Consider the following 23,771-nt stretch of genomic DNA (forward strand, 5'->3'; position numbering starts at 1 on the left):
CACGAGCCCGTTGGCCCAAAGGTGTGGTCAACGAAGACTTAAACTGGGCCGCAACTTGGGCCTTGCGGCCAAACCAGTACTGAGATCGCCGATTTGGGCAAAAAAAGGGTTAACGCGGGGTTACCGGGGGCTGGGCGGTTTGGCCGGGCCCCAAATTCAGTGTCGTCCTGGCGAAAGCCGGGACCCATAACCCCAGTGCGCAATTTGGCGAAGAACCGCCGTCTGGTACTCCCATCGTCTCCAATCGAGAGATTCCGCGGTCTGGGTCCTGGCTTTCGCCAGGACCACGGCGGAGGGTGACACCCCCAAATCGGCCCGAATCAGCCCAGTTTTCGGCCGATATCGAGAAATTTCTGCCGCCGCTGCTTGCGGACGGCGTCGCCGTCGAGGCCGCGGAGCTCGTCAAAAGCCTTGGCGATGGCGTCGCCCGTGGTGGCGATCATGGCGGCGGGGTCGCGATGGGCGCCGCCTGCCGGCTCCTTCAAAATGCTGTCGATCACGCCGAAGCGGAGCATGTCCTGGGCGGTGATCTTCATGTTGTTGGCGGCTTCCTGCGCCTTGGTGCCGTCGCGCCAGAGGATCGAGGAGGCGGCCTCGGGCGAGATCACGCTGTAGATGGCGTGCTCCAGCATCAGCACCTTGTTGGCGGTGGTGATCGCGATAGCGCCGCCCGACATGCCCTCGCCGGTGATGATGGCGACGTTCGGCACGGTCAGCGCCAGGCAGGCATCGGTCGAGCGCGCGATGGCCTCGGCCTGGCCACGCTCTTCCGCACCGATGCCGGGATAGGCGCCGGCGGAATCGGCGAGCGTCAGCACCGGCAGACCGAAGCGCTCGGCCATCTCCATCAGCCGCACGCATTTGCGATAACCCTCGGGCCGCGCCATGCCGAAATTATGCTTGATGCGGCTCTCGGTGGAATCGCCCTTTTCCTGGCCCATCACGCAGATGGCCTCGCCGCGGAAGCGGCCGAAGCCGGCCACCAGCGCCTCGTCCTCGCCGAACTTGCGGTCGCCGGCGAGCGGGGTGAACTCAGTGATCAGGCCCTTGATGAAGTCGTTGAAATGCGGCCGCTGCGGATGCCGCGCCACCAGCGTCTTTTGCCACGGCGTCAGGTTCAGATAGAGGTCGGCCAGCGCCAGCGCCGCCTTGTCCTCGATCCGCCCGATCTCATCAGTGATGTCGCTGCCGGAGGCCGCAAGCGTCCGCAATTCGTCGAGCTTGGAATCGAGCTCGGCGACGGGCTTTTCGAAATCGAGGTAGCTGCGCATCTGGTCTTGCATCAACTCAATATAGGGAGGACGGGGCGAGGCGGCGAAGCGGATTCGATGTCGCGGAAAGAAGTGTAGGTTTGTCAATGAGTTGGCTTGTGTGCTCGCAGGGCACCGCCAAATCAATCGTGAGGCCACGGCTCTTTCTGCGGAGATGTGGCCGAAGTCAAGGCGGTTTCACCGTCGTTCCAGCTGAGCTCCCGTGTCCCGGACGCGCTGCAGCGCTTCTTCAGCGCTGCTGCGCAGAACCGGGACCCAGCAAGCGACATGGGCCCCGGCTCAGCAGCGCACCGTCTCACGCTGCGCTGCGTCCGGGGTGCGAGACCTGTTTACTTCTCCGCCAGCGGGTGCAGGTCGCGGACCAGGCTCTTCAGCCGCTCCTCGACCACGTGGGTGTAGATCTGGGTCGTCGAGATGTCGGTGTGGCCGAGCAGTGTCTGCACGATGCGCAAATCGGCGCCGTTGTGCAGGAGATGACTGGCGAAGGCGTGGCGTAGCACGTGTGGGGAGACCAGCCGGGCTTGAAGCCCCGAGGCGACCGCGAGCTCCTTCAAGTCGCGGCCAAAATGCTGCCGCGTCAGATGCCCGCTCTCGCCGAACGAGGGGAACAACCATTTCGAGGCCGCCACGCTGTTCTTCTTGTCCGTCTTGTTGTTTTCCTTGGCGGCCTCCGTCGCCGCGAGATAATCGGCCATCGCCTGCCGCGAGGCCTCGTTGAGCGGCACCAGCCGTTCCTTGTTGCCTTTGCCGCGCACCACGATCATGCGGGCGTCGCGCTTCGCGGCCGTGCGCGGCAGCGCCACCAGCTCGGAGACGCGCAGGCCGGTGGCGTAGAGCACCTCGAGCAGGCAATAGAGTCTCAGAGCGCGCAGCAGTTTCGAGGGCGAAGCATCCTCCGCCTCGCTCAACTCCTTGGCGCGGCGGAGCATGCGGTCGACATCCGCGATCGAGAGCACCTTCGGCAGGCCGCGGCCGCGCTTGGGGCCGGACAGGATCGCCGCGGGATCGTCGGTTCTGATCCGTTCGTTCAGGAGGAAACGGTAGAGATGCCGCATCGCCGACAGCCGCCGCGCGACGCTGGTGGACTTGAAGCCGCGCGTATCGAGATCGGCGAGATAGTCGCGCAGCGTCTGCGTCGCCGCGTCTGCAAATGTATGGCCGACGCGGCCGAGAAACTCGGAGAAATCGGTAAGGTCGCGGCGGTAGGCATCGAGCGTATTGGGGCCGGCGCCCTGTTCCGCCGCGAGCATGTCGAGGAACAGGCCGGTGAGCTTGGCATCTGAGGGCTTTGCACGCATGCCCGGCAGCCTAGCTCCTATTTCTTGAGAAACTTGTCCGGCGGGATCGTCACCGTCATTTCCCGCGGCTTGGGATTGACGAAGTTCGCCAGCGCGAAGACCGCGCCATAGACGATGCCGGCGATCACGGCGACGACCGTCAGAAAGCGGAACAGGCTGGGCATCGGCAAGATCTCGGAGAGGGTCTCGGTCAGGGGCTTGGCGGGCAAATTAACCAATGAAATCATCCAACACGTTCGCCGTTTCGTGGCAAGAGTCCTCTGGCGAGGGCCCCTGCGGGGTCGTATAGGTGGCCAAAGGATGCCGCCTTTGGCGGCAGATCGAGCGAGACCCAATCGAGCGAGACAAATGTCCGACGCCGCGTTGCCGATCCAAGCTTCGCCTGAGGCCGACATCCTGTCGGCGCTCGGGACGCGCTCGATCGTGCTCGTCGGCATGATGGGGGTCGGCAAATCCACCATCGGCCGCCGCATGGCGGCCCGGCTCAAGCTCCCCTTCGTCGACGCCGACACCGAGATCGAGGCGGCGGCCGGCATGACCATACCGGAAATCTTCGAACGCCACGGCGAGCCGCATTTCCGCGACGGCGAGGCCCGCGTGATCGCGCGTCTGCTCGACGGCGGCCCCATCGTGCTGGCGACCGGCGGCGGCGCCTTCATGCGCGAGGAGACGCGGGGCCGCATCGCGGCGAAGGCGATCTCGATCTGGCTCAAGGCCGATCCTGATGTCATCATGCGCCGGGTGCGCCGGCGCGCCGACCGTCCGCTGCTCCAGACCGCCGATCCCGAAGGAACCGTGACGCGCCTGCTCACCGAGCGCGAGCCGATCTACGGCAATGCCGACCTCACCATCGCCTCGCGCGACGTGCCGCACGACAAGATCGTCGAGGAGACCATCGAGACGCTGCGCGCGCATCTTTGCGGCGAACGGGCGTCCCCGCCACCAGCCGACGTCGCGAGTGCCGTACGATGACCGCGCCTTTGAAACATTCCGATCCTGTCAACGTGGAGGTCGCGCTCGGCGACCGCGCCTATGACATCGTCATCGGCCGCGGCGTGCTGGCCTCGCTCGGCGAACGGGTCGCGCGTTTGCGCCCCGGCGTGCGCACCGCGATCGTGACGGATCGCACCGTTGCGAAATACTGGCTCGAACCCGCCGAGGCCTCGCTCGCAGCCGCGGGTATTCCGACATCGCGCATCGTCGTCGAGGAAGGCGAGATCTCCAAAACCTACGCCGGCCTCGAAAAGGTCAGCGAAGCCCTGATCGCCGCAAAAATCGAGCGCAACGATCTCGTCATCGCGCTCGGGGGCGGCGTTGTCGGCGATCTCGCCGGCTTTGCCGCCGCGATCCTGCGCCGCGGCGTCGATTTCGTGCAGGTGCCGACCTCGCTCCTGGCACAGGTCGATTCCTCCGTCGGCGGCAAGACCGGCATCAACTCGCCGCAGGGCAAGAACCTGCTCGGCGCCTTCCACCAGCCCGTGCTGGTCATCGCCGACACCGCCGTGCTCGACACGCTGTCGCCGCGGCAATTCCGTGCCGGATATGCCGAGGTCGCCAAATACGGCGTGCTCGGTGACGAGACCTTCTTCACCTGGCTGGAGAAGAACCATTCCGACATCTCCAGGGGCGGCTCGGCGCGCGAGCATGCGATCGCGACCTCCTGCCGCGCCAAGGCCGGCGTCGTCTCGCGCGACGAGCGCGAAACCGGCGAGCGTGCGCTGCTCAATCTCGGTCACACTTTCGGTCACGCGCTGGAGGTGGCGACCGGCTTCTCCGATCGCCTGTTCCACGGCGAGGGCGTTGCGATCGGCATGACGCTGGCGGCGCAGTTCTCGGCCAGGCTCGGCATGATCGGCGAAGCGGATGCGGCGCGCGTCGAGCGGCATCTGATTGAGGCCGGCCTGCCGACGCGCTTGCAGGACATCGCGGGCTTCGCGCAGGAAGGGCTTGCCGATGCCGACGTGCTGATGGCGCTGATGGCGCAGGACAAGAAGGTCAAGCGCGGCAAGCTCACCTTCATCCTGCTGGAGGCTGTGGGGCGCGCCGTGATCGCGAAAGACGTCGAGCCGGCTCCGGTGCGCGACTTCCTCAAGGACAAGCTCGCCCACAAGGCGTGACACGCGGCTGAACTTCTATTGAGTGGTTCATGGATTGGCTCGGATTCACCATCGTCATTCTCTGCCTGCTCGTCTCCGGCTTCTTCGCTGCGAGCGAGACCGCGCTGACCGGCGCCTCGCGCGCCAGCATGCTGCGGCTCTCCAAGCAGGGTAATCGCGACGCCGACGTGGTCTCGCAGCTGCTCGACATGCGCGAGCGCTTGATCGGCGCGCTGCTGCTCGGCAACAACATCGCCAACATCAGTGCATCGGCGCTTGCCACCAGCATCTTCACCGCCTGGTTCGGCGATGTCGGCGTGCTCTACGCCACCGGCTTGATGACGGCCCTGGTCGTGATCTTCGCCGAGGTGCTGCCCAAGACCATCGCGATCAACGCGCCCGACCGGATGGCGCTTGCGGTGGCGCGCCCGATGCGGCTGACGATGTATGTGCTGGGGCCGCTGCTGCGGATCGTGGAAGTCATCGTGCGCCTGTTGATGCGCCTGTTTGGCCTCGCCGGCGAGCACCAGGCGATCCTGTCGCCGACCGAACGCCTGCGCGGCGCGGTCGACCTGTTGCATCACGAGGGCAAGGTCGAGAAGCACGACCGCGACATGCTCGGCGGCCTGCTCGATCTGCGCGAGCTCCAGGTCTCCGACGTCATGATCCATCGCACCGAGATGATGATGATCAACGCCGACCTACCGCCGGAAGAGCTGGTGCGCGAGGTGCTGGCGACCGAATACACCCGCATTCCGTTGTGGCGCGAGAAGCCGGAAAACATCATCGGCGTGCTCCACGCCAAGGATCTGCTGCGCGCCATCCGCGCCGCCGACGGCGACACCTCGCGCATCGACGTCTCCACCATCGCGCTGCCGCCCTGGTTCGTGCCGGAGATGCGGCCCGTGTCCGAGCAGCTCAAGGCGTTCCGCCGCCGCAAGACCCATTTCGCGCTGGTGGTCGACGAGTACGGCGAAGTCGAAGGTCTTGTGACGCTGGAGGACATTCTGGAGGAGATCGTCGGCGACATCTCCGACGAGCACGACGTCGTGGTCGCGGGCGTGCGCGCCCAGCCGGATGGCTCGGTCGTCGTGGACGGCTCGGTGCCGATCCGCGACCTCAACCGCGCCCTGGACTGGCACCTGCCCGACGAAGAGGCCACCACGGTTGCCGGCCTCGTCATTCACGAGGCGCGCTCGATCCCCGACCGCGGCCAAAGTTTCACCTTCCACGGCTTCCGCTTCCGCGTCCTCCGCCGCGAACGCAACCGCATCACCGCGCTCCGTATTTCACCGGTGCCGCGCGAGACGGAAATGGAGGAAGCCAAGCGGAGGCGGGCCGGGACGTCGTTTTGACGCACCGTGTCATCGTCCGCGAAGGCGGACGATCCAGTACGCCGCGGCGGTTCGCTTCCTGCCGTACTGCCGCGGAGTACTGGATGCCCCGCCTGCGCGGGGCATGACAGCGGAGTTTTACGTCCCGCCTTCCCCCGGCGCCTGCGCGTGGATCGCCAGCGCGTGCACGCTGCCGGAGAGTTCCGCGGCCAGCGCCGAATTTATCATGCGGTGGCGATCGACCCGGCTCTTCCCTTTGAAGGCCTGAGACACGATATAAACGCGGAAGTGCGTCTCGCCGCCCGGCCGATGGCCGGCGTGGCCCTCATGCAAATGTGACTCGTCGACGACCTGCAGGCTTTCCGGTGTGAAAGCTTCCTGCAACTTGTTGCTGATAGTGTCTCTGATGGCCATCTGGGTCATTACGGTGCGAGATCGCTCTCCGTTATTTGCATAGGCCGCCTCTGGCGGCCGTTCAAGGACGCCTCAGCATAGCTTCGGCCATGCTTTTCAGCTAATTGCAATGTCAAGACTTGAAGGTTTTCGCATTGCGTAGTCAAAGTCAGCCATGCCGATCGATTCATCAAAGTTCTTCGACTCCATCCGGGTCAAGCCGAAAGGCAAGCAGCCGGAAGTGAAGCCGCGCGACGCCGTGGTCAACTGCGAATGGACCGGGTGTCAGAACAAGGGCGCCCATCGCGCGCCCAAGGGTCGCGACAATCAGCGTGAGTACTGGCACTTCTGCCTGAATCACGTGCGGGAGTACAACCAGAACTACAATTTCTTCTCCGGCATGAATGCTGACGCGGTCGCGCGCTATCAGAAAGATGCGCTGACCGGCCATCGTCCGACCTGGAAGATGGGCGCCAATGGCGGCGTCAAGAAGGGCGCGGAAGCCGAGATCGACGGCGCCTTCGATCCGTTCAGCATGTTCCAGGAGCTCAACGGCCGCTCCGGCTGGCGCGCCGGCCCGCAGGCCGCGCCCAAGGCCGAGACGCGCAAGATCATGAACGCCGAGCGCAAGGCGCTCCAGGTGATGGGCCTCGGCCCCGAGTCTACGCTCGCCGACGTCAAGTCCAAGTACAAGGCGCTGGTGAAGCAGCACCACCCCGACGCCAATGGCGGCGACCGCTCCACAGAGGACCGCCTGATCGAGATCATCAAGGCGTATAATTATTTGAAGACCGTGGTGCGGGAGGCGTAGGCCTCGCGCCAGCCCCCCATTCCCTACTCCTTCGGCATCGCCCCCACATACGACGAGCTCGGCCGGATCAAACGCCCCGTTCGCTGCTGCTCGCGCGCATGCGCCGTCCACCCCGCTGCGCGCGCGACCGCGAAGATCGGCGTGAAGGCCTGCCTCGGAATCGCCAGCGCATCGAGCAGGATCGCGGTGAAGAACTCCACATTGGTCTCCAGCGGCCGGTCCGGATTCTTCTGGCGCAAGGCGCTGCGGATATAGGCCTCGACCTCGCCGGCGAACGGCAGGCCGGCTCCGTCCGAGGCGAGCGCCTCGATCGCGGTCTTGAGCACGTCGGCGCGCGGATCGCGCACGCGATAGACGCGGTGACCAAAACCCATCATCCGCTCGCCGCGTGCCAGCGCCGCATCCACCCAGGTCCGGATGCGCTCGCGCGAGCCGATCGCGTCGAGCATCTCCAGCACCGGCTCGGGCGCGCCACCATGCAGCGGACCGGTGAGCGCGCAATAGCCGGCGGTGACGGCGGCGAACAGGTCGGCTTGCGTCGAGGCCACCACGCGCGCGGTGAAGGTCGAGGCGTTCATGCCGTGATCGCAGACCGTGACGAGATAGGCATCGAGCGCGGTAACCTCGCGCGTTGCAGGCGCGCGCCCATGCAGCATGCGGAGCGTGTCGGCGGCGTGGCTCACGCTCGGATCCGGCGCGACCGGGTCGAGCCCTTTGGCGCACCGGACCAGCGCGCCTGCGATCACCGGAAATGCGCCGACGATGGTCGCCTCGTGCTCCAGCCCGTGCTCCGCGCGAAGTCCCGCAACCGCTACGCGAAACCCGTCGACGATTCCCATGCCGCTTGTCGCCGGCAGCAGGTCAGCCAGCCGCGCGAAGGCGCGTTCGCGTGCGGCGCCCAGGCTTGCCCGGACATTGGCTTCGCTCAGTGTGGTCTTGCTGGCGCCGTTCCAGAGCCGGGCGGTGACGCCTTCAAAGCTCGACTGGCTGGCGAGGGTGCCGACATGCTCGCCGGCGATGATCAGCTCGCCGCGCTCGCCGTCGACATGGCTCAGCACGGTCTCAGCCGCGGGAACGCCGTCCAGCCCGATCTGGCTCTTGGTGAGGTGGATGTTCATGGCCCAAATCTCCTTTGCACCAGCGAAAGGTCGGGCCTCTCGACAGATTGATCAATCTTGATTACATAAATCAATATGAAAAATTCTCCGGAGCTCTACCTCTCCGCCCGGGAAGCCGCCGCCGAGCTAGCGATCTCGCCGGCCACGCTCTACGCCTATGTCAGCCGCGGCCTGATCCGCTCCGAGCCGACGCCGGACTCGCGAAAAAACCGCTACCGCGCCGAGGACGTCCGCGTCCTGAAGGAGCGCCGGGTGCCGTCGCCGGAGCCGCGCGGCCTGCGCAGCTTCGATGCCGATTTGCCGGTGATGGACACGGAGATCTCCACCATCACAGAGGACGGCGCGATCTATCGCGGCGTCAATTGTGTCGATCTCGCCGAGAACGACACGCTGGAGCACACCGCGACGCTTCTGTGGGACGTCTCCGGCGTCGATCCGTTCGCGCCGGACAACTTTCCCGCGGTATCCGATGAGATGCGCTTGATCGCGCAGGCCGCGCGCCGCGCCGCGCCGATCGATCGCGCCATCGCTGTGCTGGCGCTCGCATCGAGCGCGGATCCCCGCGCCTTCACCCGCGCGCATGATGGGCGTGCGATGGTCGGTGCACGCATTGTCCGGCTTCTGGTCGCGACCATGCTCAATGCGGAGCCGTCGGCCGAGCCGTTGCACCAGCAGATCGCCAAGGGCTGGGCGCCCGACAACAAGCACGCGGCCGATCTCATCCGCCGCGCGCTGGTTCTGCTCGCCGAGCATGAATTGAACGCGTCCACCTTCACCGCGCGCTGCGCGGCCTCGACCGGCCTCAATCTTTATGACTCCGTCATCGCCGGCCTCGCCGCGCTGAAGGGACCGAAGCACGGCGGCGCCGGCGTGCTCGCCTCGCAGCTCGTCAAGGCACTGGTGGATCGTGATGTCGAGCCAATGGTCCGCGAACGCGTCGCACTCGGCGAACGCTTTGCCGGCTTCGGTCACGGCGTCTACAAGCGGGGCGATCGGCGCGCGCAGTCGCTCCTGAATGCCCTGGCCCGCGCCGGCGCACCGCGCAAATTCACCCGCGAAGTGCCGGAGCGCATCGCTGAAGCGACCGGCGAGCTCGTCAACATCGACTATGCGCTCGCGGTCCTCGTGCACGCGCTGCGCCTGCCCGGAGGCAGCGAGCTCGCGCTGTTTGCGATGGCGCGCAGCGTCGGCTGGATCGCGCATGCCAGTGAGCAGCTGCAGCACGGCAAGCTGATCCGCCCACGGGCGCGCTATGTAGGACCGGCGCCGGGGCGGAGAGCGGCGGCGTCCAAAGAGTAGGCCATACCACGGTCGCGCGGGACAGCCATCCGGCGCTCAATATTGCGCCAGGAACCGATTGCCACTTGTTCCTGTTCCACTACAATTCAGACCTACCTTTTTCTGATCGCACCATGTTGCAGCGCCGCGAGTTGGACTATTGCCCGCCTGCGCCGGATCCGCCGCCCATCCGGCTGGGATTTGTCGAGTTATTGATCAGATTGAAGCGAAACCCGCTCGAATGCTGGAGTGCGGATTTTTTCCACGAGCCTATCGCCAAACTTCGCCTGCCATTCGCTGACGCTTTGCTGGTCCATGATCCTCACGCCATCAAGCGTGTGCTGATGGACAATGCAAAGAACTATCGGAAAGATGCGATCCAGCGCCGCATCCTCGCGTCCGGTCTGTCCGATGGTTTATTGAGCGTCGAAGGCGAGCGTTGGGAGCTGCAACGAAGAATTCTCGCACCCATATTCGCTCGCAGGAGCGTCAACTCTTTCGCCAAGGCCATGCTGTCGGCTGCCGACGGACTGGCCGCACGATGGACAGCATTGGGGCCCGGCGCCACCGTCGATGTCGCCGCAGAGATGGTTCTGGTCACTCTGAACGTGCTCGCGCTCACGATCTTTTCTGACGGGATCGGTGGCGACTTCGATGAATTTCGGGAGGCCATGAACGCGTATTTCAGCGTGGTCGGCCGCATCGGGGTGCTCGATCTGTTCGGCGTCCCCAAATTCGTGCCACGCCCGGGCCATCGCCGCTTGCGTCGCACGATGGCTTACTTCGAAGGGGTTATCGACACAATCATACGCACGAGACAGCAAAGGCTTGCGGCTATTGCCGCAAACGAGGGGCCGGACGACCTTTTGACGCTGCTGTTGCGTTCGCTGGATCCCTCGACCGGCCGGCAACTCAGCCCCACGGAGGTTCGCTCCAACATCCTCACTTTTCTTTCGGCGGGACATGAGACGACTGCCAACACGCTCGCGTGGTCGATCTTTTTGCTTTCGCAGGTGCCGGAATGGCGATCGCGCGTCGCGGAGGAAGCTGAACGGGAGTTGTCGGATCCGGGGGATGACCTGGCCGACCGGCTGATCGTGACCAAGGCAGTTATCGAAGAAGCGCTTCGCCTCTACCCGCCGATCGCCGCACTGAGCCGGGCCGCGCTCGATGCCGATGTGCTGGGTGAAATCGCGGTCAAGCCACGATCGCTGATCGTGATCGCGCCCTATGTTCTCCATCGACATCGCGCCCTGTGGAGCCGCCCGGATGCATTCGATCCCTCACGATTTCTACCGGAGGCCCGCGGCGGAATTCCACGTTTTGCCTACTTGCCTTTCGGGATGGGGCCTCGGACCTGTATCGGCTCGACCTTTGCCTTGCAGGAGGCTGCAATCGTTCTGGCCGTCTTGACCCGCCATTTCCAGATGCAGCTGCTGTCGCACGCCGAAGTCTGGCCCCTCCAGCGCATTACGTTGCGTCCCGCAAAGGGGCTGCCGATGCGATTAATTCAGAGCAAGGCCCTTTAGAGGTTGATGACCTCAAGTTCGTCCGGCTCGGCGAGGAAGATCGATCTGTAGACCGTACAAGACGTCGCCAGCACTCGCCTGCCCGTTCATCGCCGGATCAGTGCAGTTCACGGCAACAGGTGAGCGCTTAATTGCTTTCCGTGCTGTCCACCCCCGGGCAGGCTTGCAGCATCTTCTATCGCCTCGGGAGCCATTCGTGTCGCAAGCCGTCCTACCCAGCCGAAGCCGAGCCCTTCGCACGCCCGCCGAACTCACTTCGGCCATCGCAACGGCATACGAGCGCATCGAACGTGACCAACACCGCAATTGCTGGGTCCATGTGAGGCCGATGGCGGAGGCGCTGGCGCAGGCTGAGGCGCTCGCGCGGCGCGGCGCGCAAGGCGAATTCCTGCCGCTCCTCGGCGTGCCTTTCGGCGTGAAGGACAACATCGACGTGGAGGGCATGCCGACCACGGCGGCCTGTCCGTCCTTCGCCTATGTTGCGGAGCGATCGGCCCGGTGCGTCGAGCGCCTGGCCGCAGCGGGCGCAATCTGTCTCGGCAAGACAAACCTGGATCAGTTCGCCACCGGGCTCTCCGGCGCCCGGTCGCCTTACGGCGTCTGCCCGAGCGCGGCTGACGATCGCTACATCTCGGGCGGGTCGAGCTCCGGTTCGGCTGTCGCCGTGGCCGCCGGCCATGTCGCTTTTTCACTCGGAACCGACACCGGCGGCTCGGGCCGGATACCGGCAGGTTTCAACGGCATCATCGGAATCAAGCCGACGGTCGGGTTTGTCTCATCCCGCGGGCTCGTCCCGAACTGTCCGACGATCGATTGTCCATCGATCTTTTGCAATTCCGCAGCCGAAGGCAAACTGTTGCTGGAGCTCATTGAGGGCTTTGATGAAGAAGATCCCTACAGCCGGAAGGCGCTCGGCCCGTCATCGGCTTTCCCCCAGGAATTCCGCTTCGGACGCATTTCTGGCGGTCAGCTGAACTCGTTCGGTATGCCCGAATGCGACGCGCTCTACGAACAGGCTTGCGAGAGGCTTGTGGGGTTGGGAGGACGGGCCCTTGAGACTGACTTCACGCCTTTCGCCGAGGCCGGCGAGATGCTGTTTTCAGGGCCCTGGATCGCTGAACGCTATGCGGCGATCAGCAAGCTCCTCGACATTGATCGGAGCAATTTGCTGGAGGTTACGCGCAAAGTCCTGGATTCTGCAGCGCAGTTTACAGCGGCAGATGCGTTCGCCGCGCAACACCGTCTCCTGAAGCTGCGGCGGCAGGTCCAGTTACTGTTCAAACAGATCGATGTCTTGATGGTGCCCACCGCACCGCGTCCCTTCACCATTGCTGAAATGCTGGAGGATCCCATCACGCTCAATAGCCGTCTGGGTCACTACTCCTACTTCGCCAATCTTCTGGACCTGTGCGCGGTGGCGCTTCCCAATACGACGCTCCCCACCGGCATGCCCATGGGCGTCACCCTGCTGGCACCCGCATGGCACGATCACGCCCTCCTGGACTTTGCCTCGCGATGGCAGCCGAAAGATCGTGGCGCTCTCTTCGGTCTGAAAGTCTATTCACGTACCGCCGGTTAGACGAGTTCGAGATCGAGTGCGCGCAAATTCAGGATGACGATCAGACCCCTGTCGTAGCGGATGATGCCTCTCGCCTGCATGCGCGAGAGCTGCACCGTCACCCATTGTCGTGTCGCTCCGATCAGGTTGGCGAGATCGCCATGGGTGAACGGAATGCCGATCACGATCTCACGGCCCTGCTGCGATCCGTAGATCTTCGAGAGAAAGATGAGCAGACGCTGCAGCCGCTCGGTAACCGACCGAGTGCCGAGCATTTGCGCCATGGCCGAATAGCATCTCGCCTTGAAGGCCAGCGCGTCCAGAAGCGCAACCGCGATGGTCGCCGACTGCAGCGCAAGTTCGCGCAGGGCGGGGCCAGGCAGAAACAGAAGCCGGCTGCGCTCAATTGCAACCGAAGACCACATATGCGCGCCGGCGCCGAAGAGGTCCGGCCCGCCCACGAAATTTCCACCAAACCAGTAGGCGAGCGTCACCTCACGCCCGGAGGGTGCTGCATAATAGCTGCGGATCCGGCCGGATTCGATCAGATATATGCCGCTCTGCGTGTCGCCCTGGCGCCAGATATGCTTGCCGATGTCGAGAATCTCGTGACGGCCAATTGCAAGGACGCGACGCCGGTCAGCCTCACTCAGCGGATCGAGCAAACCCGGCAGCGACCTGACCAGAGTATCCGACTCGGCCAGCATGATCCCGGCCGTAGTCCTGAGTGTTGCCGCTGACATCTGCCCACTCCCTCGTAGCCGGAGCAGATCCATTCAAGAGCCATGCCAGCCCGCACTGAGCTTAGGTCACTGTTTCCATTTGCTCGAACGCCTTGCGGCCTTCGGTCCGGATCAGATCAAGGCAATCCCGCTTGAGGGCGAGATAGGCGGGATCGGTCAGGATGGCGCTGGAACGCGGGCGCGGCAGGCCCACGGAAAGATCCCGCAGGATACGGCCCGGCCCGGCGCTCATGATCAGCACGCGATCCGACAGGAGAATGGCTTCGTCGATATCGTGCGTGACGAAAACGATGGTGGCGTTGATCCGGTCGCGAAGCTCCAGAAGGTTATCCTGCATCACCGCCCGGGTCTGCGCGTCCAAAGCACCGAACGGCTCGTCCATGAGCAGGACACGCGGCTGGTTTGCGAGGGCGCGCGCAATCGCCACGCGCTGCTGCATGCCGCCTGAAAGCGTATGCGGATAGGCGTTCGCGAATTTTGTCAGCCCGATCATTTCGATCAGGTCGTTAGCGATCCGCAGCGCCTCCGCCTTCGACTTGCCGAGCGCGCGCGGCCCATGAGCGATATTGCGGCGCACCGATTTCCACGGAAACAGATGCGGCTGCTGGAAGACCATCCCTATATCAGGTCGGGGTGCCAGCATTGGCTCGCCAGCCACCATGACCTGGCCTTCGAACGGCCGTTCGAGGCCTGCCATCGCATTCAAAAGCGTAGACTTGCCGCAGCCCGACGGACCCACGAGCGAGACGAATTCGCCCGACATGACCGCCAGAGACACCCGGTCCACCGCCATAACCTGGCCGCGCGGCACATCGAAGACGATGCTCAAATCCTCGACGCGGATGATCGCTTGAGGTGTTGCCGATGAAGGTGCGGGCGCAGCATCCACCAGCCGGAGCGGTGGGGGCGGACGAAGCGGGTTGTGCATCATCGCCACCATACGGCACGTTCAGCGATTGCCGCGAAGGAACGGTCGGCCACGAATGAGAGCAATCCGAGCGCCGCCAGCCCTCCCATGACCTGTCCGGTCTGCATGTTCTGTTGCGCAATCTCGATCCGGTAAACGATGCCGGCAAACGCGCCCGCCAGCTCAGCGGCGACCAGCGTGTAAAAGGAGATGCTTACGGCGGTGCGCAGGCCGACAACGATGTAGGGAAGCGCGCCCAGCAGGACGATCTCCGATAGCATCTGCCGGCGTGGCGTGCCGAGCATCTGCGCGGCGCGAATGAGGCCGCGGTCGACCTTCTGCACGCCGATATGGGTCGCGAGCCACACGGTGAAGAACACGCCCCAGACGACCAGAAACAGTTTGCCGGCCTCCGACAGCCCGAACCAGAGGATCACGATCGGCACAAAGGCGATTGGGGGGATCGGGCGAAGAATATGGAACAACGGAGAGAGCAGGCTTGAGACCAGCCGGAACTGGCCTGTCAGGACGCCCAGCATGATCCCGCCCGTGGCACCGATCAAAAATCCCGCAGTGACGCGGAAGAGGCTCGCTGAAAGGTCGCTGAAAAACTGACCGCTATGGATCCAGTCAAGGACGGCGACAGCTACCGTCGAAGGTGGCGGAAACAGCACCGCGTTGACGATCCGCAATCGTGCGATCAATTCCCATGCGCCGACGAAGGTTGGCACGGAGAGCACACCGACAAGCACGCTCAGGCGCCCGGCCGCGTTCGCACGGTTGCCTACGCCGGCGCTCATGGATTGGCCGACAGCGTCACACGTGCGGCATCAAGCGCTTTCAGCGGAGCGGTCGCAATGATCTTCGAGAAATCGGGCATTACCGCCCCGGGCGGATGATTGCCGGTATCGAGCCGCCAGGCAGCGTGCGTTTTTAGCGTCTCGAGCAGCCTGTCGTCGATGCGCACGTGATAGATGTAATCCGACCAGATCGCCGCCAGCTCGTCGCGCTTCATGCCGGTTGCTGCGGCAACGACGTCGATCGCTTCGTTCGGATGAGCCTTGACCCAGCCTTCAGCTTCAATGAGGGCAGCCAGGAATTTGCCGACGACCGCGGGGGAGGCCTCCAGATAGGATCGCATCACAACGATGTTGAAGGTCTCCGAGTAGAGCCCCTTCGTATCGAGCAGGACGGCGCCCTCGCCAAGAGCCTTCTTTGCATTCGCTACATGCGGCTCCCAGGTGTCGAACGCATCAATGCTCCCCGCCGCCAGTGCGGGAAGCATCTCCTGCGGCCGAAGATTGACGAGCGTAACGTCCTTGGCGGTCAGTCCCGCCGCCTTCAACAGAACCGCCGTGTAGACCTCACTACCCGTCCCGGCCGTGAAGCCGATGCGTTTACCGCGCAAATCCGCTTTCGCCCTGATTGCGGCGGACGCGGCCGTCATCGTCTTCAGATCCGAATATTCCATGCCGGCGACGAAGGCGATTGGCTGCTGGGCCATCGCGGCCGCCGTGACCGGAGCTTCGGCGGTCGTTGCGATATCCGCTCCACCTCCCACCACCGTATCGAGGCACTGCTTTCCGCTCGTGAAATTCGAGACGGAGATATCGAGTCCCTGCTTGGCGAAGAAGCCGTTCGTCTTGGCGACGATCGCGAGGCCCGAAATCGGGCCAAGATTCTGCGCAAGCCGCGCCTTCAGCACATCTTCGGCTCTAGCCCGGGAACCGGGATTCAAGACGCCCGCATATGCTGAGATCGCAAACAAAACCATGCGAAGAGCTGTTTTCGAGCGCATGCAACCACCCCCGTCATGTCGGCGGCCGCAACGGCCAGCCTATGATCGGACGAGGGTCATCCGAAGGCAACGCGCCGTGAAGCAATTAATCGACAACCTCGCCCGTTGACGGCTATTTGCGCATCGCCGATGCGCAGGGGACTGTAATTTGGGCAACGGAGAGCTCCGTCCGCCCGCCTCTTGTGTTGCGCGAGCTCTGCCCATTCAGAGCCGGCGTGCCCTCAGCCGGAGGGACTCGGTGCCGTGCCCAGGTTACGGTGCTTTCCCGGTTGCGGTCATCATCAACGCGGGCTATCCGGCCGACGTGCTTGAGAAGGGCAAAGTCGAGGCTGCGGCGACCCGTACGCTCGGCATCGCGCTTCAGGCCCGCGGCTTTGCTTCCGCGACGCCGCTGCGGTGCCGCCGGCGAATGGTCCATACCGCCAGGCTCACAACGATCGCGATGCCGACCACGGTGAGGATCCAGATGTGCTTGCCGATATGCCCGTGATGCGGCAGCCCGGCATATTCGTGCAGCGCCGACACCGCGAGCACGCCCGGCAGCACATGCGCCGGCGCCCAGGCCAGGATCGCCGGGATGTTCACCGCGTAAAACTTCGCCGGCGCCATGCCGAGCGCCCCGGCAGTCACGGGCACGAAGGCGCGGATCGGTGGCACGAAGCGGCCGAAGAACACCGCCCAGGCACCGAAGCGGTGGAAGAAGCTTTCGCTCTCCTCGACCACGCGCGGATAATTGGCCAGCGGCCAGGTGTTGAGGATTTCGCGCTGCTGCCGGTGCCCGATCCAGTAGGCCGAGCCGTCACCGAGCACAGCGCCAACTGCCGCCGCCAGCAGCACCCATTGCAGCTTCAGCTCGCCGCCTGGAACCAGCGCACTCAGCGCCAGGATGATGGTCGAGCCGGGGATCACCGAGCCCACAACCGGCACGGCCTCCAGCAGGGCCGCCAGGAACAGGGTCAGATAGGCCAGCCACGCATGGGCCGAGACGAATGAAATGAGGGGATCGAGAAAGGACGTCACGTCGTCTCTGTGGTTGGATTGGGCGTTGGGGGTCGGACCCTACATAAGTAACGGGCGGCGGTAAAAGTGCCGCCCGCGTAAGCAGGACCCCGCATCTGCACGAAATTCAAGCGTGATTCGCAAGGCAGCCCTCCAAAATCTGCGTTCCTCACCTATCTAAATGAAAAGACAATGGAACTTTGATTGGGGCGCGGGCTTCTGCCCGCACGCTGTCTCTGATAGGTTCGCGACCGCACCCAGCCGCAGCCAACGTGCAAATAACTGGTCTCGGGACCGCCCGGGGCCTCGGAGGATTGATGACGACCGCCGCTCTGTCCAAAGTTGAGGAAGTTTCCGGTCTGCCCGACATGAAGGTGTCGGTGCGCCAGGTGTTCGGGATCGACAGCGATCTCGAAGTGCCGGCCTATTCCGAAGTCGATCCTCATGTCCCGGAAGTTGACGCCGACTACCGCTTCGACCGCGCCACCACGCTCGCCATTCTCGCCGGCTTCTCCAGAAATCGCCGCGTCATGGTCACCGGCTATCACGGCACCGGCAAATCGACCCATATCGAACAGGTCGCCGCCCGGCTGAACTGGCCCTGCGTGCGCGTCAACCTCGACAGCCACATCAGCCGTATCGATCTCGTCGGCAAGGATTCCATCGTGGTCCGCGACGGCAAGCAGGTCACCGAGTTCCGCGACGGCATCCTGCCCTGGGCGCTCCAGCACAACGTCGCGCTGGTGTTCGACGAATACGATGCCGGCCGCCCGGATGTGATGTTCGTGATCCAGCGCGTGCTGGAAGTCTCCGGCCGCCTGACGCTGCTCGACCAGAACAAGGTGATCAAGCCGCATCCGGCGTTCCGGATGTTCTCGACCGCCAACACCGTCGGCCTCGGCGACACCTCGGGCCTCTACCACGGCACCCAGCAGATCAACCAGGGCCAGATGGACCGCTGGTCGATCGTCACAACGCTGAACTATCTCAGCCATGACGAGGAAGTGGAGATCGTGCTGGCCAAGGCCAAGCACTATCGCACCCAGGAAGGCCGCGACATCGTCAACAAGATGGTGCGCCTTGCCGATCTCACCCGCAACGCCTTCGCCAATGGCGATCTGTCGACGGTGATGAGCCCGCGCACGGTGATCACCTGGGCGGAGAACGCCGACATTTTTGGCGATATCGGATTCGCGTTCCGGGTCACTTTCCTCAACAAGTGCGACGAGCTCGAGCGTCCGCTGGTTGCCGAGTTCTACCAGCGCTGCTTCAACGCGGAGCTGCCGGAATCGGCGGTGAACGTGGCGCTCAGCTGAGATTTGAGATGTCGTCCCGGACAAGCGAACTCCTGGCGGCGCGAAGCGCCGTCTGGAGGAAGCGCAGATCCGGGACCCATAACCACAGGGCGTGGTTGTCGCGAAGATCGGGGCCGTCAATGTGCTCAATAACTGCATGCGGTGGTTATGGGTCCTGGCCTTCGCCAGGACGACGGTGAGATCGAGATGAGCACCACCTCCAACTCCAAGTTCCGCAACACCAAGGAAGCCCCGACCGAGCCGTTCAAGCGCTCGGTGGCGTCCTGCCTGAAGGCGATCGCCAAGGCGCCCGAGCTCGACGTCAGCTTCGCCGCGGAGCGTCCCGGGCTCGCGCCGGGCAAGGCACGGCTGCCCGAGCCCGCGCGAAAAATGACCAAGCGGGATGCCGCGATCGTGCGCGGCCATGCCGACTCGATCGCGCTCAAGCTCGCCTGTCACGATCCGAAACTGCATCGCAAGCTGATGCCGGGCAATCCGCAGGCGCGTGGCGTGTTCGAGGCGGTGGAGCAGGCTCGCGTCGAGGCGATCGGCGCGCGCCGCATGGCCGGCGTTGCCAAAAACCTCACTGCGATGCTCGACGACCATTTCCATCGCGGCAAGTTCGACGAAATCACCGACCGCGCCGACGCGCCGCTTGCGGACGCGCTGGCGATGCTGGTGCGCGAACGCCTGACCGGCATGGCGCCGCCGACGGCTGCCAAGAAGGTGGTCGACCTCTGGCGTCCCATCCTCGAAGACAAGATCGGCAAGCGGCTCGACCGGCTCGACGGCCTGGTCGAGGATCAGACCAGGTTCGGCGACGCCGTGCATGATCTGTTGACCGCGCTCGAGATCGGCGACGAGCGCAGCGCCGACAGTGAAGACAATGACGACAACGAGGATAATCAGGACGGCGACAACGACCAGTCCGGCGCCGAGGGCTCGCCCGATTCCGACGCCGCGCAGGAGATGAGCGCCGATCAGGCGCAGGCGTCGAGCGAGGAGATGAGCGAGAGCGCGATGGAAAGCGCGCAGGCCTCGACCTCCGATACCTTCGACGACGGCGAGCTCGGCGACGACGAGACGCCGGGCGAGGCGACGCGTCCGAACTCGCACGGCAAGAACGAGCCGCGCGGGCCGGAATATCACGCCTTCGCACCGAAATTCGACGAGATCATCGCTGCCGAAGACCTCTGCGATCATGACGAGCTGGAGCGGTTGCGCGCCTATCTCGACAAGCAGCTCGCGCATCTGCAGGGCATCGTCGCCCGTCTCGCCAACCGGCTGCAGCGCCGGCTGATGGCGCAGCAGAACCGCGCCTGGGAGTTCGATCTCGAAGAGGGCATTTTGGACCCCGCGCGGCTCTCGCGCGTGGTGACCGATCCCTATCATCCGCTGTCCTTCATGCACGAGAAGGAGGCGACGTTCCGCGACACCGTGGTGACGCTGCTGCTCGACAATTCCGGCTCGATGCGCGGACGCCCGATCACGGTGGCGGCGACCTGCGCCGACATCCTCGCCCGCACGCTGGAGCGCTGCGGCGTCAAGGTCGAGATTCTCGGCTTCACCACGCGCGCCTGGAAGGGCGGGCAATCGCGCGAGGCCTGGCTTGCCGCCGGCAAGCCGGCCAATCCCGGCCGCCTCAACGATCTCCGCCACATCATCTACAAGTCGGCGGATGCCCCGTGGCGTCGTGCGCGAAAAAACCTCGGCCTGATGATGCGCGAGGGGCTCTTGAAGGAGAACATCGACGGCGAGGCGCTCGACTGGGCGCACAAGCGCCTGCTCGGTCGGCCCGAGCAGCGCAAGATCCTGATGATGATCTCGGACGGCGCGCCGGTCGACGATTCCACGCTGTCGGTCAATCCCGGCAACTACCTCGAGCGGCACCTGCGCCACATCATCGAGGAGATCGAGATCCGCTCGCCGGTCGAGCTGATCGCGATCGGCATCGGCCATGACGTGACGCGCTATTATCGCCGCGCGGTGACGATCGTGGATGCCGAAGAGCTCGGCGGCGCCATCACCGAAAAGCTCGCCGAACTCTTCAGCGAGACCAACACCGCGCCGACGCAACCGGCCAACCGCCCGCGCCGCAAATTGCATTCGTGAGCAAACCCTCATCCCGCCGCAGCTTTCTGGGCCACGCGGCGGCGGGATTTTCCACTCTCGCACTTTCTCGCCTGGCGCAGGCGCAAGCCACGACCGAGCCGATCGAGCACGCCGGCGCCGCGCCCGTCCGCATCGAGGTCAACGCGCGGCCGATTCCGAATTTCGAGCCGCGCGACCGCGCGCGCACGCGCTTCGGCTCGCTGGAGTATCGCGGCGGCCTCGTGCTGACCTCGCCGCATCGCCGCTTCGGCGGCCTGTCCGGCTTCCGCTTCCTCGATACCAGGGGCGAGCGCTTTCTCGCGATCTCCGACCAGGCCACCTGGTTCACCGGTCGCATCCGCTATTCCGGGCGGAGCATGGTCGCGCTCGACGACGTCGAGGCCGCGCCGGTGCTCAATGCGGAAGGGCGGCCGATCACCGAGAAGAGGCTGTGGTACGACACCGAATCGCTCGCGCGTGACGGCGACCTCGTCTATGTCGGGCTCGAGCGCGTCAACCAGATCATGCGTTTCAATTTCGCCGGCGGCGGCACCCGCGCCCGCGGCGAGGTGCTCGCCGTGCCGCCGGCGGTGCGCAAGCTGCCCTACAACAAGGGGCTCGAAGCGCTGGTGTTCGTGCCCAAAGGGCAGCCGCTCGCGGGCACCTTGATCGCGTTGTCGGAGGGCGGCTTCGATGCCAACGGCAATCTGATCGGATTTTTGATCGGCGGCCCCACGCCGGGCCAGTTCAGCATTCGCCGCACCGACCAGCAGTTCATCAGCGACGCCGTGCTGCTGCCCTCGGGCGATCTCTTGATCCTCGAACGCAAATTCTCCTGGTTCACCGGCGTCGACATCCGCATCCGCGCGATCCCCCTGAAATCGATCGCGCCCGGCGCCGTGGTCGACGGCCCCGCGCTGTTCAAGGCCGATCTCGGCCAGGAGATCGACAACATGGAAGGCATCGACGCCCACGTCACCGCCGACGGCGAGACCGTCCTGACGCTGGTGTCGGACGACAATTTTTCGCTGCTCCAGCGCACGCTGCTGTTGCAGTTCACGCTGGTGGAGTAGGGGACGCGGAGGTCGTCGCGATCCCGTGATCATATGACGGGCGCAATGCATGACGCTACGGTCCGCCATTCCCCCGGCGCGGCTGGCAATCCGCGTTTGCCTCACTACACTCCCTGCATCGCCCTCCATCCCTCCGGAACTCCCCCGCATGAGCGCCCTGTTTTCCCCGATCAAGCTGCGCGGCCTGACGTTGACGAACCGCATCGTGGTCTCGCCGATGTGCCAGTATTCGGCCGACGACGGCGTCGCCAATGACTGGCACTTCACCCACATCAACAATCTCAGCCTGTCGGGTGCGGCGATGTTCTGCATCGAGGCGACCCATGTCGAGGCGATCGGCCGCATCACGCCGGGCTGCCTCGGGCTCTACAGCGATGCCGCCGAGGCCGCGCTGAAGCAGATCCTCAGCTCGGTGCGCAAGCACTCCTCGACCGCGATCGCGATGCAGCTCGCGCATGCCGGCCGCAAGGCCTCCAGCGCGCGGCCCTGGGACGGCGGCCAGCTGATTCCGCAGGACGCGGGCGGCTGGCAGACGGTGGCGCCGTCAGCGCTGCCGCACAAGGAGGGCGAGGCCGCGCCGCTCGCGCTCGACGCCGCAGGCCTCAAGCGCATCCGCGAGGCCTTCGTCGAGTCCGCCAAACGCGCGAACCGCATCGGCATCGACGCGATCGAGCTGCACGGCGCGCACGGCTATCTCATGCATCAGTTCCTCTCGCCGATCTCCAACAGGCGCACCGACGCGTACGGCGGCTCGCTCGAAAACCGCATGCGCTTTCCGCTGGAGGTCTACGACGCGGTCCGCGCGGTGTTCCCGCACGACAAGCCGGTCGGTATGCGGGTATCGTCGACCGACTGGGTCGAGGGCGGCTGGGATCTGGCGCAGACCATCGAATTCGCAGGCGCGCTGAAGGCGCGCGGCGTCGACTGGATTGACGCTTCCTCCGGCGGCGTCTCGCCGCTGCAGAAGATCGCGCTCGGCCCCGGCTACCAGGTGCAGTTTGCCGAGGCCATCAAGCGCGAGACAGGACTTCCCACCATCGCCGTCGGCCTGATCACGGAAGCCAGCCAGGCCGAAGAGATCGTCGCATCCGGCAAGGCCGACATGATCGCACTCGCCCGCGGCATGCTGTACGACCCCCGCTGGGCCTGGCATGCCGCAGCGGACGTCGGCGGCGAAGTCGAGGCACCACCGCAATACTGGCGCTCGCAGCCGTCGACGCAGAAGGCGCTGTTCGGCAAGACCACGTTCGGGGCGCGGTGAGGGTAGCCCCTCACCACCTATCCCTCACGCATCCGTAACTCCTCTCACCTTCCGCCTCCCCCAAATCTGGCCTAACCTCGCGCACCCAACTCCTCACGGAGGCCCGCCATGCGGTTTCGTGTCCGGAAGGCTGCTCATGTGCTGGAGCGCGTTGGCCTCGCGATGGCGGGGGCCGCGTGCGGGCTGTTCGTCGGCGCCTATGTCGGATCTGCGATTGCGCCGCTCACCACGCAGGGCTTTCTGCTGGTGATGATGCTGCTCGGCGTCGTCGGCTTCTATCTCGGCATCGACACGCCGCAGGTTCCGTTCGACGAGGCCCACAGCCAGCTCGACGCCGCGGAATTCCTGAGCTCCGCCGGCACGCTCTGCGCCACGTTCACCGCCTTTGCCTCCATCGCCATCATCGTGCTGCGGCTCGAGCCGCACATGGCCTGGACCTGGCTTGCTCTGATCGGCTGGATCGCCGGCGTCGCCATGCAGATCATCGCGGGCGCGAAGGCCAGGATGCGGAAGTCGTGAAACGAGATAGCGGCGCGACGGGGAGGGTTCCCTCTAAAACACCACGCCCACCCGCGTGCCACGCTTCCACGCGATCCGGCAGCGCTTTTTCGTGTTGACGTGCAGCAGCTCGAACCTGTCGGGGATCGTCACCTGACCGCCGAGATCGACGCAGGCGCCGCCGGGCGAATAGTCGATCAGCGTGCAAACGATCACCGGCGCGCGCGGGTCGGTGATGATCTTGGCCTGGCGGGATACCAGGCCTGCGGGTTTGACGCGGGCGTGTCGGCGCGGATGCATTGGCTCTCTCCTCCAATTTCCGCGGATAGCGCGGGTGGTCCGGTCGATGATGCAGAAGAGTTGATGCGATCCGACTAAGGCGGGGCTGAGAATTTTAATGAAAAGTGTCGGCGAATGGAG

General features: G+C 64.8%; 23 protein-coding genes. 12 read left to right on the forward strand and 11 right to left on the reverse strand.

Annotated elements, in window-relative coordinates; translation table 11 throughout:
* Positions 1-320 precede the first annotated feature (320 nt).
* The 3 genes from QCM77_RS36970 to QCM77_RS36980 form a co-directional block, all read right to left on the reverse strand.
* The gene (locus tag QCM77_RS36970; protein WP_280096221.1) at positions 321-1,283 is read right to left on the reverse strand and encodes an acetyl-CoA carboxylase carboxyltransferase subunit alpha; all 963 of its coding nucleotides are present in this window, start codon (positions 1,281-1,283) and stop codon (positions 321-323) included.
* A 317-nt stretch (positions 1,284-1,600) separates the two neighbouring features.
* On the reverse strand, positions 1,601-2,569 hold the full coding sequence (gene xerD, locus QCM77_RS36975) for a site-specific tyrosine recombinase XerD (RefSeq protein ID WP_280096222.1): 969 nt from the start codon (positions 2,567-2,569) through the stop codon (positions 1,601-1,603).
* A 17-nt stretch (positions 2,570-2,586) separates the two neighbouring features.
* Positions 2,587-2,733: a hypothetical protein gene (locus QCM77_RS36980; RefSeq protein WP_057747440.1), complete on the reverse strand. Its 147-nt coding sequence runs from the start codon at positions 2,731-2,733 to the stop codon at positions 2,587-2,589.
* 184 nt (positions 2,734-2,917) lie between these two features.
* Here QCM77_RS36980 and QCM77_RS36985 point away from each other — a divergent pair, with 184 nt between their 5' ends.
* The 3 genes from QCM77_RS36985 to QCM77_RS36995 are packed head-to-tail and all read left to right on the forward strand — an operon-like array spanning position 2,918 to position 6,020.
* Positions 2,918-3,541: a shikimate kinase gene (locus QCM77_RS36985; RefSeq protein WP_280096223.1), complete on the forward strand. Its 624-nt coding sequence runs from the start codon at positions 2,918-2,920 to the stop codon at positions 3,539-3,541.
* Positions 3,538-4,686 carry a 3-dehydroquinate synthase gene (aroB, locus tag QCM77_RS36990; protein ID WP_279664795.1) on the forward strand — a complete coding sequence of 383 codons (1,149 nt, stop codon included), beginning with the start codon at positions 3,538-3,540 and terminating at the stop codon, positions 4,684-4,686. The genes QCM77_RS36985 and aroB overlap by 4 nt, the downstream gene beginning before the upstream one ends.
* Positions 4,687-4,715: 29 nt before the next feature.
* Complete coding sequence (locus QCM77_RS36995; RefSeq protein WP_279664796.1) at positions 4,716-6,020, forward strand: HlyC/CorC family transporter; 1,305 nt, start codon at positions 4,716-4,718, stop codon at positions 6,018-6,020.
* 117 nt (positions 6,021-6,137) lie between these two features.
* On the opposite strand, the gene QCM77_RS37000 is transcribed toward QCM77_RS36995, so the two are convergent.
* Positions 6,138-6,413, reverse strand: a complete 276-nt coding sequence (locus QCM77_RS37000; RefSeq protein ID WP_462676072.1) for a BolA family protein — start codon at positions 6,411-6,413, stop codon at positions 6,138-6,140.
* A 154-nt stretch (positions 6,414-6,567) separates the two neighbouring features.
* Here QCM77_RS37000 and QCM77_RS37005 point away from each other — a divergent pair, with 154 nt between their 5' ends.
* The gene (locus QCM77_RS37005) at positions 6,568-7,203 is read left to right on the forward strand and encodes a J domain-containing protein (protein WP_280096224.1); all 636 of its coding nucleotides are present in this window, start codon (positions 6,568-6,570) and stop codon (positions 7,201-7,203) included.
* 23 nt (positions 7,204-7,226) lie between these two features.
* Here the strand turns inward: QCM77_RS37005 and QCM77_RS37010 are convergent, their stop codons facing one another.
* A complete protein-coding gene (locus QCM77_RS37010; RefSeq protein ID WP_280096225.1) occupies positions 7,227-8,321 on the reverse strand; it encodes a citrate synthase/methylcitrate synthase in 1,095 nt (364 codons plus the stop codon).
* 75 nt (positions 8,322-8,396) lie between these two features.
* On the opposite strand from QCM77_RS37010, the gene QCM77_RS37015 reads away from it, so the two are divergent.
* From QCM77_RS37015 to atzF, 3 genes are all read left to right on the forward strand, one after another.
* Positions 8,397-9,620: a citrate/2-methylcitrate synthase gene (locus QCM77_RS37015; RefSeq protein ID WP_279664802.1), complete on the forward strand. Its 1,224-nt coding sequence runs from the start codon at positions 8,397-8,399 to the stop codon at positions 9,618-9,620.
* 65 nt (positions 9,621-9,685) lie between these two features.
* Positions 9,686-11,128 carry a cytochrome P450 gene (locus QCM77_RS37020; RefSeq protein WP_280096226.1) on the forward strand — a complete coding sequence of 481 codons (1,443 nt, stop codon included), beginning with the start codon at positions 9,686-9,688 and terminating at the stop codon, positions 11,126-11,128.
* 196 nt (positions 11,129-11,324) lie between these two features.
* Positions 11,325-12,707: an allophanate hydrolase gene (gene atzF / locus QCM77_RS37025; RefSeq protein WP_279691574.1), complete on the forward strand. Its 1,383-nt coding sequence runs from the start codon at positions 11,325-11,327 to the stop codon at positions 12,705-12,707.
* Here the strand turns inward: atzF and QCM77_RS37030 are convergent.
* From QCM77_RS37030 to QCM77_RS37050, 5 genes are all read right to left on the reverse strand, one after another.
* Positions 12,704-13,429, reverse strand: coding sequence for a Crp/Fnr family transcriptional regulator (locus QCM77_RS37030; protein WP_279664807.1), 726 nt, complete (start codon positions 13,427-13,429; stop codon positions 12,704-12,706). The two genes, atzF and QCM77_RS37030, sit on opposite strands and share 4 nt — an antisense overlap.
* Before the next feature lie 61 nt (positions 13,430-13,490).
* Positions 13,491-14,369 carry an ABC transporter ATP-binding protein gene (locus QCM77_RS37035; protein WP_279664808.1) on the reverse strand — a complete coding sequence of 293 codons (879 nt, stop codon included), beginning with the start codon at positions 14,367-14,369 and terminating at the stop codon, positions 13,491-13,493.
* The gene (locus tag QCM77_RS37040) at positions 14,357-15,067 is read right to left on the reverse strand and encodes an ABC transporter permease (protein ID WP_279691575.1); all 711 of its coding nucleotides are present in this window, start codon (positions 15,065-15,067) and stop codon (positions 14,357-14,359) included. Before QCM77_RS37040 ends, QCM77_RS37035 begins: the two co-directional genes overlap by 13 nt.
* Positions 15,068-15,132: 65 nt before the next feature.
* Positions 15,133-16,041, reverse strand: a complete 909-nt coding sequence (locus QCM77_RS37045; RefSeq protein ID WP_279664811.1) for an NrtA/SsuA/CpmA family ABC transporter substrate-binding protein — start codon at positions 16,039-16,041, stop codon at positions 15,133-15,135.
* A gap of 453 nt (positions 16,042-16,494) precedes the next feature.
* On the reverse strand, positions 16,495-17,154 hold the full coding sequence (locus QCM77_RS37050) for a DedA family protein (protein ID WP_279664812.1): 660 nt from the start codon (positions 17,152-17,154) through the stop codon (positions 16,495-16,497).
* A gap of 296 nt (positions 17,155-17,450) precedes the next feature.
* Here QCM77_RS37050 and cobS point away from each other — a divergent pair, with 296 nt between their 5' ends.
* The 5 genes from cobS (at position 17,451) to QCM77_RS37075 (ending at position 23,372) form a co-directional block, all read left to right on the forward strand.
* On the forward strand, positions 17,451-18,449 hold the full coding sequence (gene cobS / locus QCM77_RS37055; RefSeq protein ID WP_279664813.1) for a cobaltochelatase subunit CobS: 999 nt from the start codon (positions 17,451-17,453) through the stop codon (positions 18,447-18,449).
* Between the two features lie 186 nt (positions 18,450-18,635).
* Positions 18,636-20,540 carry a cobaltochelatase subunit CobT gene (gene cobT / locus QCM77_RS37060; RefSeq protein WP_279691578.1) on the forward strand — a complete coding sequence of 635 codons (1,905 nt, stop codon included), beginning with the start codon at positions 18,636-18,638 and terminating at the stop codon, positions 20,538-20,540.
* Entirely contained in the window at positions 20,537-21,592 is a 1,056-nt protein-coding gene (locus tag QCM77_RS37065; protein WP_280096227.1) for an esterase-like activity of phytase family protein, read from the forward strand. Before cobT ends, QCM77_RS37065 begins: the two co-directional genes overlap by 4 nt.
* A gap of 148 nt (positions 21,593-21,740) precedes the next feature.
* Positions 21,741-22,853 (forward strand): NADH:flavin oxidoreductase/NADH oxidase, encoded by a 1,113-nt coding sequence (locus QCM77_RS37070; protein WP_280096228.1) that lies wholly within the window; start codon positions 21,741-21,743, stop codon positions 22,851-22,853.
* 108 nt (positions 22,854-22,961) lie between these two features.
* Positions 22,962-23,372 carry a hypothetical protein gene (locus QCM77_RS37075; protein WP_280096229.1) on the forward strand — a complete coding sequence of 137 codons (411 nt, stop codon included), beginning with the start codon at positions 22,962-22,964 and terminating at the stop codon, positions 23,370-23,372.
* Positions 23,373-23,405: 33 nt separating this feature from the next.
* On the opposite strand, the gene QCM77_RS37080 is transcribed toward QCM77_RS37075, so the two are convergent.
* Positions 23,406-23,651 (reverse strand): PilZ domain-containing protein, encoded by a 246-nt coding sequence (locus tag QCM77_RS37080; protein ID WP_211400098.1) that lies wholly within the window; start codon positions 23,649-23,651, stop codon positions 23,406-23,408.
* Positions 23,652-23,771 lie beyond the last annotated feature (120 nt).

Origin of the sequence: Bradyrhizobium nivariense (assembly GCF_029846695.2) — a bacterium.
Lineage (GTDB): Bacteria > Pseudomonadota > Alphaproteobacteria > Rhizobiales > Xanthobacteraceae > Bradyrhizobium.

Excerpts from the sequence above, each read along its gene's own strand:
- QCM77_RS36970 (WP_280096221.1), bottom strand. The coding sequence starts at position 1,283 with ATGCAAGACCAGATGCGCAGCTACCTCGATTTCGAAAAGCCCGTCGCC.
- xerD (WP_280096222.1), bottom strand. The coding sequence starts at position 2,569 with ATGCGTGCAAAGCCCTCAGATGCCAAGCTCACCGGCCTGTTCCTCGAC.
- QCM77_RS36980 (WP_057747440.1), bottom strand. The coding sequence starts at position 2,733 with ATGCCCAGCCTGTTCCGCTTTCTGACGGTCGTCGCCGTGATCGCCGGC.
- QCM77_RS36985 (WP_280096223.1), top strand. The coding sequence starts at position 2,918 with ATGTCCGACGCCGCGTTGCCGATCCAAGCTTCGCCTGAGGCCGACATC.
- aroB (WP_279664795.1), top strand. The coding sequence starts at position 3,538 with ATGACCGCGCCTTTGAAACATTCCGATCCTGTCAACGTGGAGGTCGCG.
- QCM77_RS36995 (WP_279664796.1), top strand. The coding sequence starts at position 4,716 with ATGGATTGGCTCGGATTCACCATCGTCATTCTCTGCCTGCTCGTCTCC.
- QCM77_RS37000 (WP_462676072.1), bottom strand. The coding sequence starts at position 6,413 with ATGGCCATCAGAGACACTATCAGCAACAAGTTGCAGGAAGCTTTCACA.
- QCM77_RS37005 (WP_280096224.1), top strand. The coding sequence starts at position 6,568 with ATGCCGATCGATTCATCAAAGTTCTTCGACTCCATCCGGGTCAAGCCG.
- QCM77_RS37010 (WP_280096225.1), bottom strand. The coding sequence starts at position 8,321 with ATGAACATCCACCTCACCAAGAGCCAGATCGGGCTGGACGGCGTTCCC.
- QCM77_RS37015 (WP_279664802.1), top strand. The coding sequence starts at position 8,397 with ATGAAAAATTCTCCGGAGCTCTACCTCTCCGCCCGGGAAGCCGCCGCC.
- QCM77_RS37030 (WP_279664807.1), bottom strand. The coding sequence starts at position 13,429 with ATGTCAGCGGCAACACTCAGGACTACGGCCGGGATCATGCTGGCCGAG.
- QCM77_RS37035 (WP_279664808.1), bottom strand. The coding sequence starts at position 14,369 with ATGGTGGCGATGATGCACAACCCGCTTCGTCCGCCCCCACCGCTCCGG.
- cobS (WP_279664813.1), top strand. The coding sequence starts at position 17,451 with ATGACGACCGCCGCTCTGTCCAAAGTTGAGGAAGTTTCCGGTCTGCCC.
- cobT (WP_279691578.1), top strand. The coding sequence starts at position 18,636 with ATGAGCACCACCTCCAACTCCAAGTTCCGCAACACCAAGGAAGCCCCG.
- QCM77_RS37070 (WP_280096228.1), top strand. The coding sequence starts at position 21,741 with ATGAGCGCCCTGTTTTCCCCGATCAAGCTGCGCGGCCTGACGTTGACG.
- QCM77_RS37075 (WP_280096229.1), top strand. The coding sequence starts at position 22,962 with ATGCGGTTTCGTGTCCGGAAGGCTGCTCATGTGCTGGAGCGCGTTGGC.
- QCM77_RS37080 (WP_211400098.1), bottom strand. The coding sequence starts at position 23,651 with ATGCATCCGCGCCGACACGCCCGCGTCAAACCCGCAGGCCTGGTATCC.